The sequence below is a fragment of the Sanguibacter suarezii NBRC 16159 genome (assembly GCF_001552735.1).
Lineage (GTDB): Bacteria > Actinomycetota > Actinomycetes > Actinomycetales > Cellulomonadaceae > Sanguibacter > Sanguibacter suarezii.
On the sequence record NZ_BCRT01000010.1, the window covers coordinates 145929 to 161642 of the forward strand.

At 72.1% G+C, this 15714-nt stretch carries 11 protein-coding genes; 10 read left to right on the top strand and 1 reads right to left on the bottom strand.

What is annotated here, in order from left to right:
- The first annotated feature begins 53 nt into the window (after positions 1–53).
- From SS2_RS05335 to SS2_RS05365, 7 genes are all read left to right on the top strand, one after another.
- Positions 54–374 (top strand): histone-like nucleoid-structuring protein Lsr2, encoded by a 321-nt coding sequence (locus SS2_RS05335; RefSeq protein WP_066461820.1) that lies wholly within the window; start codon positions 54–56, stop codon positions 372–374.
- Positions 374–2230 carry a metallophosphoesterase family protein gene (locus tag SS2_RS05340; protein WP_066461821.1) on the top strand — a complete coding sequence of 619 codons (1857 nt, stop codon included), beginning with the start codon at positions 374–376 and terminating at the stop codon, positions 2228–2230. Before SS2_RS05335 ends, SS2_RS05340 begins: the two co-directional genes overlap by 1 nt.
- Before the next feature lie 83 nt (positions 2231–2313).
- Positions 2314–3042: a metal-dependent transcriptional regulator gene (locus SS2_RS05345; RefSeq protein ID WP_066461822.1), complete on the top strand. Its 729-nt coding sequence runs from the start codon at positions 2314–2316 to the stop codon at positions 3040–3042.
- A complete protein-coding gene (locus SS2_RS05350) occupies positions 3039–4232 on the top strand; it encodes an MFS transporter (RefSeq protein WP_066461824.1) in 1194 nt (397 codons plus the stop codon). The genes SS2_RS05345 and SS2_RS05350 overlap by 4 nt, the downstream gene beginning before the upstream one ends.
- 227 nt (positions 4233–4459) lie before the next feature.
- Positions 4460–5134 (top strand): vitamin K epoxide reductase family protein, encoded by a 675-nt coding sequence (locus SS2_RS05355; protein ID WP_245643362.1) that lies wholly within the window; start codon positions 4460–4462, stop codon positions 5132–5134.
- Between the two features lie 42 nt (positions 5135–5176).
- Positions 5177–8104 carry a leucine--tRNA ligase gene (gene leuS, locus SS2_RS05360; protein WP_066461826.1) on the top strand — a complete coding sequence of 976 codons (2928 nt, stop codon included), beginning with the start codon at positions 5177–5179 and terminating at the stop codon, positions 8102–8104.
- 158 nt (positions 8105–8262) lie between these two features.
- The gene (locus tag SS2_RS05365) at positions 8263–9153 is read left to right on the top strand and encodes a hypothetical protein (protein WP_169796260.1); all 891 of its coding nucleotides are present in this window, start codon (positions 8263–8265) and stop codon (positions 9151–9153) included.
- Between the two features lie 90 nt (positions 9154–9243).
- Here SS2_RS05365 and SS2_RS05370 read toward each other — a convergent pair whose 3' ends face one another.
- Complete coding sequence (locus SS2_RS05370; RefSeq protein WP_066461830.1) at positions 9244–11109, bottom strand: helicase HerA-like domain-containing protein; 1866 nt, start codon at positions 11107–11109, stop codon at positions 9244–9246.
- 75 nt (positions 11110–11184) lie between these two features.
- On the opposite strand from SS2_RS05370, the gene SS2_RS05375 reads away from it, so the two are divergent.
- The 3 genes from SS2_RS05375 to SS2_RS05385 all read left to right on the top strand — a co-directional run bounded on the left by SS2_RS05375 (position 11185) and on the right by SS2_RS05385 (position 15712).
- Complete coding sequence (locus SS2_RS05375; protein WP_245643364.1) at positions 11185–12078, top strand: DegV family protein; 894 nt, start codon at positions 11185–11187, stop codon at positions 12076–12078.
- Between the two features lie 62 nt (positions 12079–12140).
- Positions 12141–13145: a ComEA family DNA-binding protein gene (locus SS2_RS05380; RefSeq protein ID WP_245643366.1), complete on the top strand. Its 1005-nt coding sequence runs from the start codon at positions 12141–12143 to the stop codon at positions 13143–13145.
- A gap of 2 nt (positions 13146–13147) precedes the next feature.
- Positions 13148–15712 carry a ComEC/Rec2 family competence protein gene (locus tag SS2_RS05385; RefSeq protein ID WP_066461834.1) on the top strand — a complete coding sequence of 855 codons (2565 nt, stop codon included), beginning with the start codon at positions 13148–13150 and terminating at the stop codon, positions 15710–15712.
- The last annotated feature ends 2 nt before the right edge of the window (positions 15713–15714 follow it).

The following is a 15714-nucleotide window of genomic DNA, read 5'->3' on the forward strand; positions in this document are numbered from 1 at the left end:
ATCGGGGCGCCGACAACTCATCGAAGTTGTGCCGACTCTCGGGAGGATCCGCCGTGACTGCACAGACCACGATCATCCTGATCGACGACGTCGACGGAGGCGTCGCGACCGAGAGCGTCGTCTTCGGTCTGGACGGCGCCACCTATGAGATCGACCTCGACGCCGACCACGCCGCGCAGCTGCGCGCCGTCCTGGCACCGGTGGTCGCCGCCGGGAGGCGGGTGAGCCCGCGCGGGGCTGCCGTCACCCGGGTCGTCACCGACTACGACCCGCGCGCCCTGCGTGCGTGGGCCGCCGCGCACCAGGTCGCCCTGCCCGCCCGCGGCCGGATCCCCGCAGACGTGGTCGCCCGGTTCCGCGCTGCCGGTCACTGATGGCGGGGATCGTCGCCCGTCTGCGCGCGCTCTGGGAGCGGCTGCGCGCTGTCCCGGCCCCCGCCCGCTGGCTCCGGTACACCCTCGTCGCCCTGGTCGTGGTGGTGGCCTGCGCCATCTTCGGCATCACCACCGCCTCGGTCCAGGCCAGCCTCGGCCCGCACAACGCCCGCTACGAGGTGACCACCGACTCTGTGGTGACGGTGGACCTCGGCCCCCTCGGCACGGTGCAGCTGCAGTCCCCGCTGCCGGCGCACCTCGGGGTCGCCGTCCGCATCGAGGAGATCCCCAACGACCTCACCTCGGTCGACTCCGCGACCACGCTCGACGCCCTGGCCACTGACGTCCAGGGATACCTGCAGTTCTTCTCCGGTCCGGCCGAGACGGTCTCCTACATCTCCAAGGCCCTCATCCAGGACGCCGCGCGGCGGACCGTCATCGCGCTGGGCGTGGTGGTGCTGGTCAGCGCCGCGACCTACCTGATCCTCGGTCCTGCCCGGCGTCGCGAGCTCGGGGAGTCCTTGGCGCGCGGCACCTGGGCCATCACTGCCGGTGTCGTGGTGGTCGCTGTGGTCGGGAACTCCGTCATCACCAACCGCGCCACCACGAGCCTCGACGAGGTCGGCGCGCAGGCGTCGGCGGTCTTCGACGGGACGGCGCTCGAAGGAGCGCGGATCACCGGGCGGCTCTCGGGGGTCATCGACACCTACGGTGGGCAGATCGTCGGCGTGTACCGCGACAACGAAGACTTCTACGCCGGAGCCAACCGCAACCTCACCCAGGCATGGGAGCAGCGCGCCGAGGCCGACCGCGTGGCGAGCGAGCAGCTCGCCGGCAGCGCGGCGACCGCTGCGGACGCGGCGGACCCCACCGCCGGCGGGCCCGGCGACGAGCCGGAGACCCCCGACGCCCAGGGCACGGCGCCGAGCGAGAACGACGGAGCCGGGGCGGAGCAGACGACCGATCCCGAGCCGGACGCGACCTCGCCCGAGACCTCGCCGGAGACCGACGACGAGGACATCGTCACCCTGCTCATGGTCTCCGACCTGCACTGCAACACCGGCATGAGCCCTCTCATCAAGAACCTCGCCACGCTCTCTGGGGCGTCCGTGGTGATCAACGGCGGTGACTCGACGATCAATGGGACGGCCGTCGAGCGGTTCTGCGTGGACTCCTTCGCTTCAGCGGTGCCCAAGGGCGCCACCATGGTCCAGGCGGACGGCAACCACGACAGCGCCATCACCTCGGCGCAGGCCCGCGAAGCCGGCGTCACGGTCCTGGACGGCGACGTCGTCGAGGTCGAGGGCATCCGGATCCTCGGTGACTCCGACCCCAACGAGACGCGCATCGGGCAAGGCTCGACGTCGGTCGCGGGGGAGACGTACGCCCAGGCCGGGGAACGGCTGCGGGACGTGGCCTGCGAGGCCAAGGACCCGGTCGACCTGCTCCTGGTGCACACCCCGGCGGTGGGCCTGCCGGTCCTGGAGTCCGGGTGCGCCCCGGTCCAGCTGTCCGGGCACAAGCACGTGCGCAGCGGCCCCGAGGTCGTGGGCGACGGCGTGCGCTACGTCAGCTCGACCACGGCCGGGGCCATCGAGGGTGCGGCGACCATCGGACCGCTCAACGGGACGGCGGAGATGACCATCTTCCGCTTCGACCGTGACCGCCGGGTCATGCTCGACTACCGCGTCGTGGCGGTCCACCCCGACGCCAGCGTCGAGGTCGGAGCGGCGATGACGTTCCCACGGGCACCGGCCCAGGTGGAGGAGGCGCCCGCCACGGACGCCCCGCTGGACTCGCCCGACGTGGACCCGCTCGACCCCGACGCGCCGGACGGCGCCGCCACGGACCGATAGCCTCCTCGAGCGTGACGAGCGCCTCCCCGGACGGGCCCGTCGGAGCCGATCCACGGCCCCACCGGTGACCTAGGCTTGAGCCCGTGACCGACGAACTCGAGCTGACCTCCGTAGCCCAGGACTATCTCAAGGTGGTCTGGAGTCTGCAGGAGTGGTCCACGGAGCCGGTGACCACCAAGCTGCTCGCCGAGCGCCTGGGCGTGGGCCCCTCGACCGTCTCCGAGACGGTCCGCCGCCTGGACGGGCAGGGCCTGCTCACCCACCCGCGCTACGGCGCGATCGGCCTGACCGACCTCGGACGGCGCCAGGCCCTGAAGATCGTGCGCCGCCACCGCCTCATCGAGACCTTCCTCGTCTCCGAGCTCGGCTACACCTGGGACGAGGTGCACGACGAGGCCGAGGTCCTCGAGCACGCCGTCTCCGACCTCATGATCGACCGCATCGACGCCCGCCTCGGCCACCCGCACCGGGACCCGCACGGTGACCCGATCCCCAGCCCCGACGGCACCGTCCCCACGCCCCCGGCCGTCACCCTCGCGGTGCTCGACGCCGGCGCGCAGGGCACCGTGGCCCGGATCTCCGACGCGGACGCGGAGGTGCTGCGGTACTTCGCCGAGATCGGGTTCGGCCTAGACGCCGAGGTCCGCGTGGTCGAGCGCCGCGACTTCGCCGGGGTCATCTGCATCGAGTGGGCACCGGCCGAGGACGTCGCGGCCACCACGCGCATCGACTTCGGCCTGCGCGCCGCCGACGCCGTCTGGATCGTCACCGAGCCGGTCGTGGCCGTCAGCGAAGCCGTCGTCACCCAGTGAGCCGTCGCACGCACCCCGGGGCGGCGCTGCTGGCCCTGGCCCTGGGCGGGTTCACGATCGGCACGACCGAGTTCGCGACGATGGGTCTGCTGACCAACATCGCCACCGACCTCGACGTGAGCATCCCCGCAGCCGGGCACACCATCACCACCTACGCGCTCGGCGTCGTCGTGGGGGCGCCGCTCATCACCGTGCTGGCCGCCAAGGTCGAGCGCAAGACGCTCATCGTCTGGCTCATGGCCGCCTACGCGCTGGGCAACCTCATCTCCGCCGCGGCACCCACCCTCGAGCTGCTCATGCTCGGGCGGTTCCTCACCGGTCTGCCGCACGGGGTGTTCTTCGGCGTCGGGGCGGTGGTGGGCACCGCCGTCGTCGGGGCGTCCCGGCGCGGCCACGCGGTGGCGATGATGATGGCCGGGCTCACCGTGGCCAACATCGTCGGCGTCCCGCTGTCGTCATGGGTAGGGCAGGCGCTGGGCTGGCGGGTGGCCTTCGTCATCATCGGCGCCCTCGGCCTGGTCACCGTGGCGAGCCTGCTGCTGCTCCTGCCGCGCACGCCCGCACCGCGCGACGCGAGCCCGGGCAAGGAGATCGCGGCGCTGCGCAACGGACCGCTGTGGATCGCCTTCGCCGGCAGCGCGATCGGCTTCGGCGGGATGTTCGCGGTGTACTCCTACATCAAGCCCACCCTCATGGAGGTCACCGGCCTGTCCGAGGGCAGCGTGCCGATCATCCTGGCGATCTTCGGCGTCGGCATGACCATCGGCGTGCTCATCGGTGGGCGCCTGGTCGACGTCGACGTCATGCTCACCCTGTATCTCGGCTTCGGCGGGACCGCGGCCGCTCTGGTGGCCTTCGCCCTCGTCGGGGCGAGCCCGGTGCCGGCGGTGGTGGCCGTCGTCTGCATCGGCATCACCTCCCAGGTGCTCGGCATCGCGCTGCAGGCGCGGCTGATGGACCTGTCGCCGGCGGCGCCGTCCTTGGGCGCGGCGCTGTGCCACTCCTCCCTCAACGCCGCCAACGCCAACGGCGCGTTCCTGGGCGGCCTGGTCATCGCCGCCGGCTGGGGCTACCTCGCCCTGGCCTGGACGGGCGCGGTGCTCACCCTGCTCGGGCTGGTCATCGTCGTCGCCTTCGGGCGCCAGACGATCACCCGGGTGCCCGACGACGTGCTGGTCGCGGCGCCGTAGTCGGCAAGCCGCCGGCGCCCCCGCCGGCGACTGGCCGGTAGTCGGTCGGTGCTCGGTCGGTGCTCGGTCGGTGCTCGGCCGGTACCGTCGCCGGCTCTTGTGCCGTCGTGGCTCGTCACGGACGGGACCTGACGCTCTGTCAGGGAACTGTCAGAGTCGGCGGATACCGTAGGTCAGCCGTGACTGCGGGGCGCAGACCGGGGACCGCCTGACCAGGGGAGTGCGCAGTGAATGCAGTCGACCACCGGACCACCGGGCCAGGCGAGCCGGACGGCGACCTCGACCTGGACCTCGACCTGCCGGTCGTCAACCGTGACATGTCCGGGCGGACCATGGGCTGGGTGCTGATCGTCTTCGGCCTGATCGGCTTCGCAGCCTCGCTCGCCCTGGCCATCGAGAAGGTCCTCAAGCTCACCGAACCGGACCGTGTGGCGAGCTGCTCGTTCAACATCTTCCTCGACTGCTCCGACGCGATGGCGTCCTGGCAGGGCGGGCTGCTCGGCTTCCCCAACCCGTTCATCGGGGTGGCGGCCTTCCCGGTGGTGGTGACCACCGGCGTCGTCCTGCTCGTGGGAGCGAGGCTGCCGCGGTGGTACTGGCTGTGCCTGTTCGCCGGAACGGTGGCCGCCCTGGGCCTGGTGATCTTCCTCATCTACACCTCCGTCTCGGTGCTGGGCAAGCTCTGCCCGTACTGCATGGTCGTGTGGGTCGCGGTCATCCCGCTGTTCTGGTTCACCCTCGTCTACGCCGTCCAGGAGAGGTTCATCTCCGTCTCTGACAGCGTGCGCGCGGTGATCGTGCGCAACCGCGTGGTGCTGCTCGTGGGGCTGTACGTCCTCGCCGCGGCATGGGTGCTCATCGCCCTGGGCCCGGCGATCGCCGACCACATCCGGATGTCCTGACAGCGCACCAGGTGAACGGGCCGTTGACGGTAAAGTGAGCAGGTGACCGATGCCTCTTCCCCCCACGTCCCTGCTGCCGCTCCTACCGGACCGGCGGACCCGTCGTTGCGCTACACGGCCGCCCTCGCGACCGAGATCGAGCTCAAGTGGCAGCAGCGCTGGGCTGAGCTCGGCACCTTCTACGCCGCGAACCCCGTCGGAGACCTGACCGACGGCGAAGGCCGCAACGCCGACCCGGCGAGCCCGAGCTTCTTCGTCATGGACATGTTCCCGTTCCCCTCCGGGGCCGGGCTGCACGTGGGCCACCCCCTCGGCTACATCGCCACGGACGTCGTGGGCCGCTTCCGGCGCATGTGCGGGGACAACGTGCTGCACGCGCTCGGCTTCGACGCCTTCGGCCTGCCGGCCGAGCAGTACGCCGTCCAGACCGGGCAGCACCCGCGCGCCACGACCGAGGCGAACATCGCCAACATGCGCCGCCAGCTGCGCCGTCTGGGCCTGGCCCACGACGAGCGCCGCACCTTCGCCACCACGGACTCGGAGTACGTGCGCTGGACGCAGTGGATCTTCCTGCAGGTCTTCAACTCCTGGTACGACGTCGACGCCCCGCGCGCTGACGGAGGGACCGGACGGGCCCGTCCCATCGCCGAGCTCGAGGACGCCTACGCCGCGGGCACCCGTGCGATGCCGGACGGGCGCCCCTGGGCGGACCTGACGCCGGCCGAGCAGCGCACGGTCGTCAACGACCAGCGTCTGGCCTACGTCTCCAACTCCCCGGTCAACTGGTGCCCGGGTCTGGGCACCGTGCTCGCGAACGAGGAGGTCACCTCCGAGGGCCGCTCCGAGCGCGGCAACTTCCCCGTCTTCCAGCGCAACCTGCGCCAGTGGAACATGCGGATCACCGCCTACGCCGACCGCCTGGCTGACGACCTCGAGCTCATCGACTGGCCGGACAAGGTCAAGGCCATGCAGCGCAACTGGATCGGCCGGTCCGAGGGCGCCCACGTCACCTTCGACGTGCCCGGGGCCGAGTCGGTCACCGTGTTCACCACCCGCCCGGACACCCTCTTCGGGGCCACCTTCATGGTCGTCGCCCCCGAGCACCCGCTGCTCGACGAGGTCCCGGTCGAGTGGCCCGACGGCACCCGCGCGGTGTGGACCGCCGACCACGCCAGCCCGATCGAGGCCGTGGCCGCCTACCGCGCCGCAGCCGCCGCGAAGACCGCCGTCGAGCGGCAGGCCGACGCCGGCAAGAAGACCGGTGTGTTCACCGGCCACCTGGCCGTCAACCCCGTCAACGGCGCCTTCGTCCCGGTCTTCACCGCGGACTACGTGCTCATGGGCTACGGGACCGGCGCGATCATGGCCGTCCCGGGCGGCGACGCCCGCGACTTCGCCTTCGCCGAGGCCTTCGAGCTGCCGGTGGTCTACACGGTCGCCGCCCCGGAGGACTTCGAGGGGGGCGCGTACACCGGCGACGGCGCCATCATCAACTCCTCCAACGACGAGATCAGCCTGGACGGCATGAGCGTCGCCGAGGCCAAGACGACCATCACGGCTTGGCTGGAGGAGAAGGGCTACGGCTCCGCCACGATCACCTACCGTCTGCGCGACTGGCTGTTCAGCCGCCAGCGCTACTGGGGCGAGCCCTTCCCGATCGTCTACGGCGACGACGACCAGCCGATCGCGCTGCCCACCGGCATGCTGCCGGTCGACCTGCCCGACGTCCCGGACTACTCCCCGCGCACCTACGCCCCCGACGACTCCGAGTCCTCCCCGGAGCCGCCGCTGGGCCGCAACGAGGACTGGGTCAACGTCACCCTCGACCTGGGCGACGGCCCGCGCACCTACCGCCGCGACACGAACACCATGCCCAACTGGGCAGGGTCGTGCTGGTACTACCTGCGCTACCTCGACCCCATGAACAACGGTCCCGAGGCGCTGCTGCCGGTCTCGCCCGAGCTCGACGAGTACTGGATGGGTCCCAACCACAACGCCACGGCCGGTGAGGCCGGGGGAGTGGACCTGTATGTCGGCGGCGTCGAGCACGCCGTGCTGCACCTGCTCTACGCCCGGTTCTGGCACAAGGTGCTCTTCGACCTGGGCTACGTCTCGAGCATCGAGCCCTTCCACAAGCTCTTCAACCAGGGCTACGTGCAGGCCTACGCCTACACGGACGCCCGCGGGCAGTACGTCCCGGCCGAGGAGGTCGAGGAGGTCGTCGCCGGAGACGGCTCGGTCATGTACCTGTGGCAGGGCGAGGTCGTCAACCGTGAGTACGGCAAGATGGGCAAGTCCCTCAAGAACGTCGTGACCCCCGACGAGATGTACGAGGCCTACGGCGCGGACACCTTCCGGGTGTACGAGATGTCCATGGGTCCCCTCGACGTGTCCCGCCCGTGGGACACCCGCGCCGTCGTCGGCTCGCAGCGCTTCCTGCAGCGGTTGTGGCGCAACGTGCTCGACGAGGACTCCGGTGAGGTCACCGTCTCCGACGAGCCAGCCTCGACCGAGACCCTGCGCCACGTGCACCGGACCATCGTCGACGTGCGCGTGGAGATGGAGAACATGCGCGCGAACACGGCCATCGCCAAGCTCATCGCGCTGAACAACCACCTCACCAGCCTGCCCGTGGTGCCCCGCGAGGCGGCCGAGGCGATCGTGCTCATGACCGCCCCGGTGGCCCCGCACATCGCCGAGGAGCTGTGGGCCAGGCTCGGTCACGAGGAGTCGCTGGCGCACCACGCCTTCCCCGTCGCCGACGAGCAGTACCTCGTCGAGGACACCGTGACCTGCATCATCCAGGTGCAGGGCAAGGTCCGCTCCCGCCTCGAGGTCGCCCCCGACATCACGGCAGAGGCCCTGGAAGCAGCCGCCCTGGCCGACCCAGCCCTCCTCCGCTTCCTCGACGGAGCCCCCATCCGCAAGCTCATCGTCAAAGCCCCCAAACTAGTAAACGTAGTCATCTAACCCGCCCCACCCCACCCACCACCCCCTCCTTCCGCTGAGTGCTGGGTTGTACACGCGAAAGTCCCGTTTTTGCGTGCACAACCCAGCACTCAGCGGGTTGTCCACAGGGGGTGGGCAGGGCGCGGCGGGGGAGGGGGCTTCTCGGGCAGGCTCTGGGGATGGATGCCTCCACGGTCCGTCCGTTCCTGCGTCGTGAGGCGCTCGCGGGCGGGATGACGCGCCGCGCTGCCGATGCGCGGATCTACCTCCGACCGTTTCGTGGCGTGCGGGTCTGCGCCGACAAAGATCTTGAGCTCGCCGAGACCTGCCTCGCCGCGCAGGAGTTCCTGCCCGACGCCGCCGCCTTCAGCCACATCACCGCCTTGCGGCTGCACGGGGTGGAGGTCCCGTGGCGGCTGGAAGACGACGAGCGGATCCACGTCGTGACTCCTACTCGAGGTCCGCGCACCCAGCGGGCGCCGTTCGTTGCCCACCTGTGTTCGCAGAAGGCCCTCGAGATCACTCGCATCGGGCCGTTGCGGGTTACCACTGCTGCCCAGACGTGGCTGCACCTCGCTCACGGACTGTTCCCGGACGAGGTGGTGGTCCTGGGCGATGCCATGATTCGCCGTCGAGGGCCGGTGACGTCGATCGCCGCACTGACGCGACTGACAGAAGCGACACACAAGATGCGGGGCCTCGCGCTGTGCCGCGAGGCGCTCGGCCTCCTGCGGGTGGGAACAGACTCCACCATGGAGACCCGGGCGCGGTTGGTACTGGTTTCAGCCGGGCTGCCGTGCCCGGAGGTGAACCGTCCGGTCGTGGCGAGCGACGGCACCTTTCTTGCGATGCCAGACATGACGTACCGCGACCTCAAGATCGCCATCGAGTACGACGGCGACGTCCACCGGACCGACCCTGCCACCTGGCGCCGCGATGTCGAACGCCGCCAACGCCTGGAAGACGACGGCTGGCTCATCATCACCGCCACCGCCGACGACATCCTCCGCCACCCAGACCGCTTCCTCACCCGGGTCCGCACAGCCCTCACCACCCGCCCCCAACGCTGAGTGCTGGGTTGTACACGCAAAATGACCGATTTCGCGTGCACAACCCAGCACTCAGCGGTTGTGCGGGGCGGGGGGGATTGGGGGGGTGGGTTAGCGGCGGCGGGTGCCGAAGAGGGTTCGGGTGATCTCTCGGCCTAGGGCTGAGCCGGCGGACTTGAGGAGGGAGTCGAGGCCGCCCTGGACGCCGCCTGACCGGCGGGCGGTTGAGGAGCGGCGGGCGGTCGACGAGCGTGGGCGGGCGGCGTCGCGTTCGAGCTTGGCCTGCATGGCGGCCAGCTCTTTGGCGCGCTCGGCTGCCTCCGACTCGGTTGCCGCCTGGGCTGTCGAGGCCGCGATGCGGGCGGTGAGCAGCTCATAGGCGCTCTGGCTGTCCACCGGGGTCCCGTACCGGGCGAGCGCTGGAGAGGCGGCGACCAGCTGCTCCATCGTCTCGGTGGGGGCAGGAGACATCGACGAGCGGGGCGCACGCACCCGCGTCCAAGCGACCGGCGTCGGCGCGCCCTTCTCGGTGAGGACGGTGACCACGGCCTCCCCGGTGCTCAGCGACTGCAGCAGCTGCTCCAGGTCGTAGGGCGAGGTCGGGAAGGTGCGCACCGCGGCCTTGAGTGCCGCGGCGTCGTCGGGGGTGTAGGCACGCAAGGCGTGCTGGACGCGGTTGCCGAGCTGGGCGAGCACGTCGGCGGGCACGTCCTTGGGGCTCTGGGTGACGAAGAAGATCCCCACCCCCTTGGACCGGATGAGGCGCACCGTCTGGACCACCTGCTCGACGAAGTCCTTCGACGCGCCGCGGAAGAGCAGGTGCGCCTCGTCGAAGAAGAACACGAGCTTGGGTTTGTCGAGGTCGCCGACCTCGGGCAGGTCCTGGAACAGGTCTGCCAGCAGCCACATGAGGAAGGTCGAGAAGAGCGCCGGCCGGTCGGCCACCGCAGGCAGCTCGAGCACGGAGACGACCCCGCGGCCGTCGTCGGTCACGCGCAGCAGCTCCGAGGACGCAAAGGCAGGCTCTCCGAAGAAGATGTCGGCGCCCTGGGCCTGCAGCGTGACGATCTCGCGCAGGATCACCCCGGCGGTCGCCGCCGAGAGCCCGCCGATGCCCTTGAGCTGAGCCTTGCCCTCGTCCGAGACGAGGTAGGCGATGACCGACTGCACGTCCTTGAGGTCGAGCAGCGCCAGGCCCTGCGAGTCCGCCCAGTGGAAGACGAGCCCCAGGCTCGACTCCTGGGTGGGGTTGAGGCCGAGCACCTTGGCCAGCAGCACCGGGCCGAAGTCGGAGACGGTCGTGCGGATGGGCACGCCGGTCCCCAGCCCGCCCAGGGAGTACAGCTCCACCGGGAAGCTCGCCGGTGTCCAGTCCTGGCCGATGCTGCGCGCCCGCTCGAGGACCTTCTCGTCGGAGGTGCCAGGGACGGCGAGCCCGGACAGGTCACCCTTGACGTCCGCGAGGAACACCGGCACACCCGCGTCGGAGAGCCCCTCGGCCATGCCCTGCAGGGTCTTCGTCTTGCCGGTCCCGGTGGCGCCGGCGACCAGCCCGTGCCGGTTGAGCATGGACAGCGCCAAGCCCACCTGCACGCCCGACGCCGGGGTCGCCTCCCCGCCGACCTCACCTTCCAGCAGCGCACCCAGCGCCAGGACGCCGCCGGGGGCGGCATAGGCGGCGCGGACCTGGGCAGCGTAGTCAGACGTGCCGGGACCGGGAGCAGGATCGGCGCCGGGAGCGCCGGCGGCGACCTGTGCGTCGCTCGAAGGCGGACGCTGGGCGACGGCCTCTGACGCAGACCCCACGTCCTGGTCCGGCGGCGGCGCGCTGGTCCCGGCGGCCGCCAGCGCAGCGTCCAACGCGGCCTGGGCGGCGACGGCCCGGGCCTCAGCCGCCTCGGCGGCGGCCTGCGCGGCTGCTGCGCGCAGGGCCGCCAGGTCCGGTGCGGGGCTGGGGGCTGGAGCGTCGTCGGCCATGATCGGATCTTAGGTCGGCTGCTCTGCCCGCGCGTGGTGTCCGGTGCCGGCGGCCGCGCCGCCTAGGGTGGTCCGGTGAGTCCCGCCCCGAACCGCCGCGCCCTGACGCCCGACGTCCACGTCGTGACGGACTCCACCGCCTCGCTGCCTGCGGACCTCGCCGAGCATTGGGGCATCCGCAGCGTCGCCCTCCAGGTGGTCGTCGACGGCGTGCCCTTCCAGGAGGGCGTGGACCTCACGACGGAGGATCTGACCGCCGCGCTGGACCGCCGCGCCGTCCTCACCACCTCCCAGCCCAGCGCCCACGCCTTCGCCGAGGCCTACCGCCAGGCCGCCGCCGCGGGCGCCCGGCACATCGTCTCGGTGCACCTGTCCGGTGAGCTGTCCGGGACGGTGCACGCCGCCGCGCTGGCCGCCCGGACCAGCCCGGTGCCGGTCGAGGTGGTGGACTCTCGCACGGTCGCGATGGGTCTGGGTTTCGCGGTGCTCGCCGCCGCGAGGACGGCCGCCCAGGGCGGCAGCAGCGCTGCAGTGGCCCGGGCAGCGATGACGACGGCGACGTCGTCGGAGGCCATGTTCGTCGTCGACTCCCTCGACCACCTGCGCCGCGGCGGGCGGCTCAGCGCCGCTGCGGCTGCCGTGGGCACCGCACTGGGTCTGCGTCCGGTGCTCGGGGTACGCGGGGGCCGGGTGGAGGTGGTGCACAAGATCCGCACCCGTGCGGCGATGTCCGCCCGTCTGGTCGAGGCTGCGGCCGCCGCTGCGGGGCGCGGCGACGACGTACGCCTGGCCATGCACTACCTCGGCGACGACGCCGCTGTGCGGGCCTGCGCCGCGCAGATCAGCGAGGCGACCGGCCGTGAGGTGCTCATCACCCCCGTCAGCGCGGTCCTCGGCGCGCACGTGGGGCCCGGCCTGCTCGCCCTGATCACCTCAGAAGACGTCGCCCACAGTCCCGACGCCGGGTAGTCCCGTCCCGGTCGCGCGAGCGCCGCGCGACGCCGACGACGGCGCGGTGCCACCGTCGCAGGGTGAGCAGACCTCCTGAGCCCGACGAGCGTGATGGACCTGACGAGCGCGATGGCCCCGACGCGCCCGACGAGAGCGACGAGCCCGACGCCTGGGGCGACACCCCCGGAGGGTCGTCAAGGCCCGGGCCGGGCACCGATGGCCGGCCCCCGGACCGTCTGGCCTCGGTGTCCGGGCTCATGTCCTCGGTCTCGACTGCCTACACGGCCGCGCACGGCCACCCCCTCGCCCATGACGGCCTCGTGGCTCGCCAGCAGCGACGTCGTCGATGGGCAGTCGGGATCCGCGCCGCCGTCGTCGCTGCGCTGGCGCTGGCACTGGTCGTCGGCGCCATCGTGGTGCGCGACCTCGCACGGACGTCGGGGGCGCCGGTCCCGCTCGCTGAGATCGATCCAGCAGCTGCCACGTCGGCGGGGGAGTCAGGGGAGGGAGAAGGTGAACCCGGAGCCAGCGCCCCCAGCGACCCCAGCAGCCCTGCCGGCGCCGAGAGTCCCCTGGGAGCTGGAGAAGCGAGTGCAAGAGCGCCCGCCGCCCCGGCCTCGGTCGCGGTGCACGTCGTCGGGCAGGTGACCAGCCCCGGAGTGGTGGAGGTGGCAGCCGGTGCGCGGGTCATCGATGCCATCACCGCTGCCGGCGGGCTCACCGAGACGGCCGACGCCGGGGCGGTGAACCTGGCCCGGCCGGTCGTGGACGGTGAGCAGATCTACGTCCCGGTGCCCGGGGAGGTGATCCCAGCCCAGGCCGCCGGGCCGGCCACCGGATCCACCCCGGGAGCCCCCGCGCCCGGAACAGCGGCCGGGACGTCAGGCTCCGGCGCGGCGATCAACCTCAACACCGCCGACGCCGCCGCCCTGGACACCCTGCCCGGGATCGGACCCGCGATCGCCGGGCGGATCATCGACTGGCGCGAGGCGCACGGCGGTTTCGCGGCCGTCGACGATCTCCTGGAGGTCTCCGGCATCGGTCCGGCCGTCCTCACCTCGATCCGCGACCTGGTCACGGTCTGACGGTGAGGGTGCTGGACCTGCGGCTGGCACCGGCAGCCGTGATCGGGTGGTTGGCGACCATCGTGCTGGTGGGACAGCCGGTCACCTCCGTGGGATGGTGCGCCCTCGCCATGACGGGGCTGTGCGTGGCCGGGCTGGCCGTGCTGTGCTGGCTGGGCGCAGACAGGAGGCCGCGCTGGTCCGGGCAGGTGCTGCTGACCCTGGCGGTCCTGACGTGTCTCGTGCTCGCCGTCGGCGGGCAGCTCATGGCACGTGAGAGAGGGCAGGTACCCGAGCTCCTGGCCCGCGGCGGGCACGTCGTGGTGACCGGGACGGCGGTCTCGGAGCCGCGCGCGATGACCGCGGGGTTCGGCGGGGAGCCACGCTACCTGCTCTCCATCCGCGCACAGACTGTCACCGGGACCCTCGACGGTCAGCGCAGAGTGGGTCCCGCGCACGGTGACGTGCTGCTCCTGGGGGGCACTGAGCTCCGCGACGTCCCCTACGGATCCTCGGTCAGCGTCCCTGGCCGGTTGCGCCCGGTCGACCCCGGCACCCGCACAGCCGCCATGCTGCTCGTCGACCGGAGCGACGTCAGCGCACCAGGCGCCGAACCGGCCCAGAACGCCCTGGTGACCGCCCCGCCCGGGCCCGTCCTGCGCCAGGTCAACGCGATCCGTGAGGCCTTCGTCGACGTCTGCGCCCGGCTGCCAGACCAGGCCCGTGGGCTCGTCCCCGGGATCGCCATCGGTGACACCTCGATGCTCTCCACCGAGCTCGACGAGGCGCTGCGCACCACGAGTCTGACGCACATGACGGCAGTCTCTGGTTCGCACTTCGCCATCATCGCGGCCGCGACCTTCTGGCTGTGTGCGCTGGTGCGGCTGCCTCGGTGGGGACGGGCCGTCACGGCCTCGATCGTCCTGACCGGCTTCGTGCTGCTCGTCCACCCCGAGCCGAGCGTGCTGCGCGCCGGGGTGATGGGAGCCGTCGCGCTGCTCGCCGTGCTCCTGGGCCGTCAGGCACAGGCCGTGCCAGCTCTGTGCGCGACGGTCGTGGTGCTGCTGGCCGTGGACCCGTTCCTCGCCAGGTCGTACGGCTTTGTGCTCTCCGTGCTGGCCACCGCGGCGCTCGTGGTCGGTGTGGCGCCCCTGACCCGCTGGCTGGAGCGGTGGATGCCGTCGTGGCTGGCGCTGGCGCTCGCGGTGCCCTTCGCCGCGCAGCTCGCCTGCGCCCCGGTCCTCGTGCTGCTCGACCCATCGGTGTCCCTCTATGCCGTGCCCGCGAACCTGCTGGCGGCGCCCGCCCTGGTCAGCGCGACCGTGCTCGGGGTGCTCGGTGCCTTGTGCGCGCCCTGGTGGCCTGCGGCGGCCGGGCTGCTCGCCGAGGTGGCAGGGTGGTCGACCTGGTGGATCGCGGAGGTCGCTCTGGCCTTCGCAGCCGCTCCGGCCGCCCGGTTGCCGTGGCCCGGTGGAGGAGGGGGAGCGGTACTCCTCGCCGCGCTCACCGTCGCGGGTCTCGTGGGGATGATGGGCTGGCCGGCCGTGTCCTGGTGGCTGCGCACCCGGCTCTTCGTGGCCGGGCTGGCCCGCTCGCCGTCGGTGCCGCGCCGCAGCAGGTCCCTGCGCGACGCCGTCGCCGCCCGCGGCTCCGCAGACCTGCGGGCGGCGTGGGCCCCGGTCCGGGTGGCGGTCTTCGTGCTCACGCTCGTCGTCGCCGCGACGGCCGTCGTCTGGGCCGCTCGGCCGCCGTGGCTCGCCGAGCTGGCCGGCGGCGCACCGGCCGGACCGGCGGGCTGGCCGCCCGACTGGGAGGTGGCGATGTGCGACGTCGGGCAAGGGGACGCGATGGTCGTGCGGACCGGGCCCGGGCGGGCACTCATGGTGGACGTCGGACCCGCCGGAGCAGAGGTGGGACGGTGCCTTGCCGACCTCGCCATCACCGAGCTCGACCTGCTGGTCCTCACCCACTTCCATGCCGATCACGTCGGGGCTCTCACGGAGGTCCTGGCCGCGACCGACGTCGCGCAGGTGCTCGTCAGCCCGGTCGCGGACCCGCCTGACCAGGCGTCCGCTGTCACCGCCGCCCTCGACGATGCCGCGGTCCCGTGGTCGGTCGCCCAGGCAGGGGAACATCCCAGCACGGCCAGGGACGCCGGCGCGGTGACCTGGCAGGTGCTCGCCCCGGCCCCGGGGCGCATGGAGGGCATCGCGGGCGGCGCCAACGATGGCAGCGTCGCACTGGCGATCACGACGGAGCACCTGACGGTCATGGCGCTGGGCGACCTCGAGGCCGCCGGGCAGGCCGCGCTGCTCACCACGCTGCGGGACGCCGGGATCGGCGAGGTGGACGTCGTGAAGATGGCCCACCACGGCTCACGGACCCAGGACGCCGCCCTCGCCCGGTGGCTCTCGCCCGAGGTGACCCTGGTCAGCTCCGGCGCTGACAACACCTACGGGCATCCTGCCGCGTCGGCTCTGGACCTCTACCGCGGCGTCGGGTCGGCGATCGTGCGCACGGACACCTGCTCCACGTTCGCCCTCGTGGTCCGCGACGGGCAGACGTTGGTCGCAGGCACCTGCTCGTGACA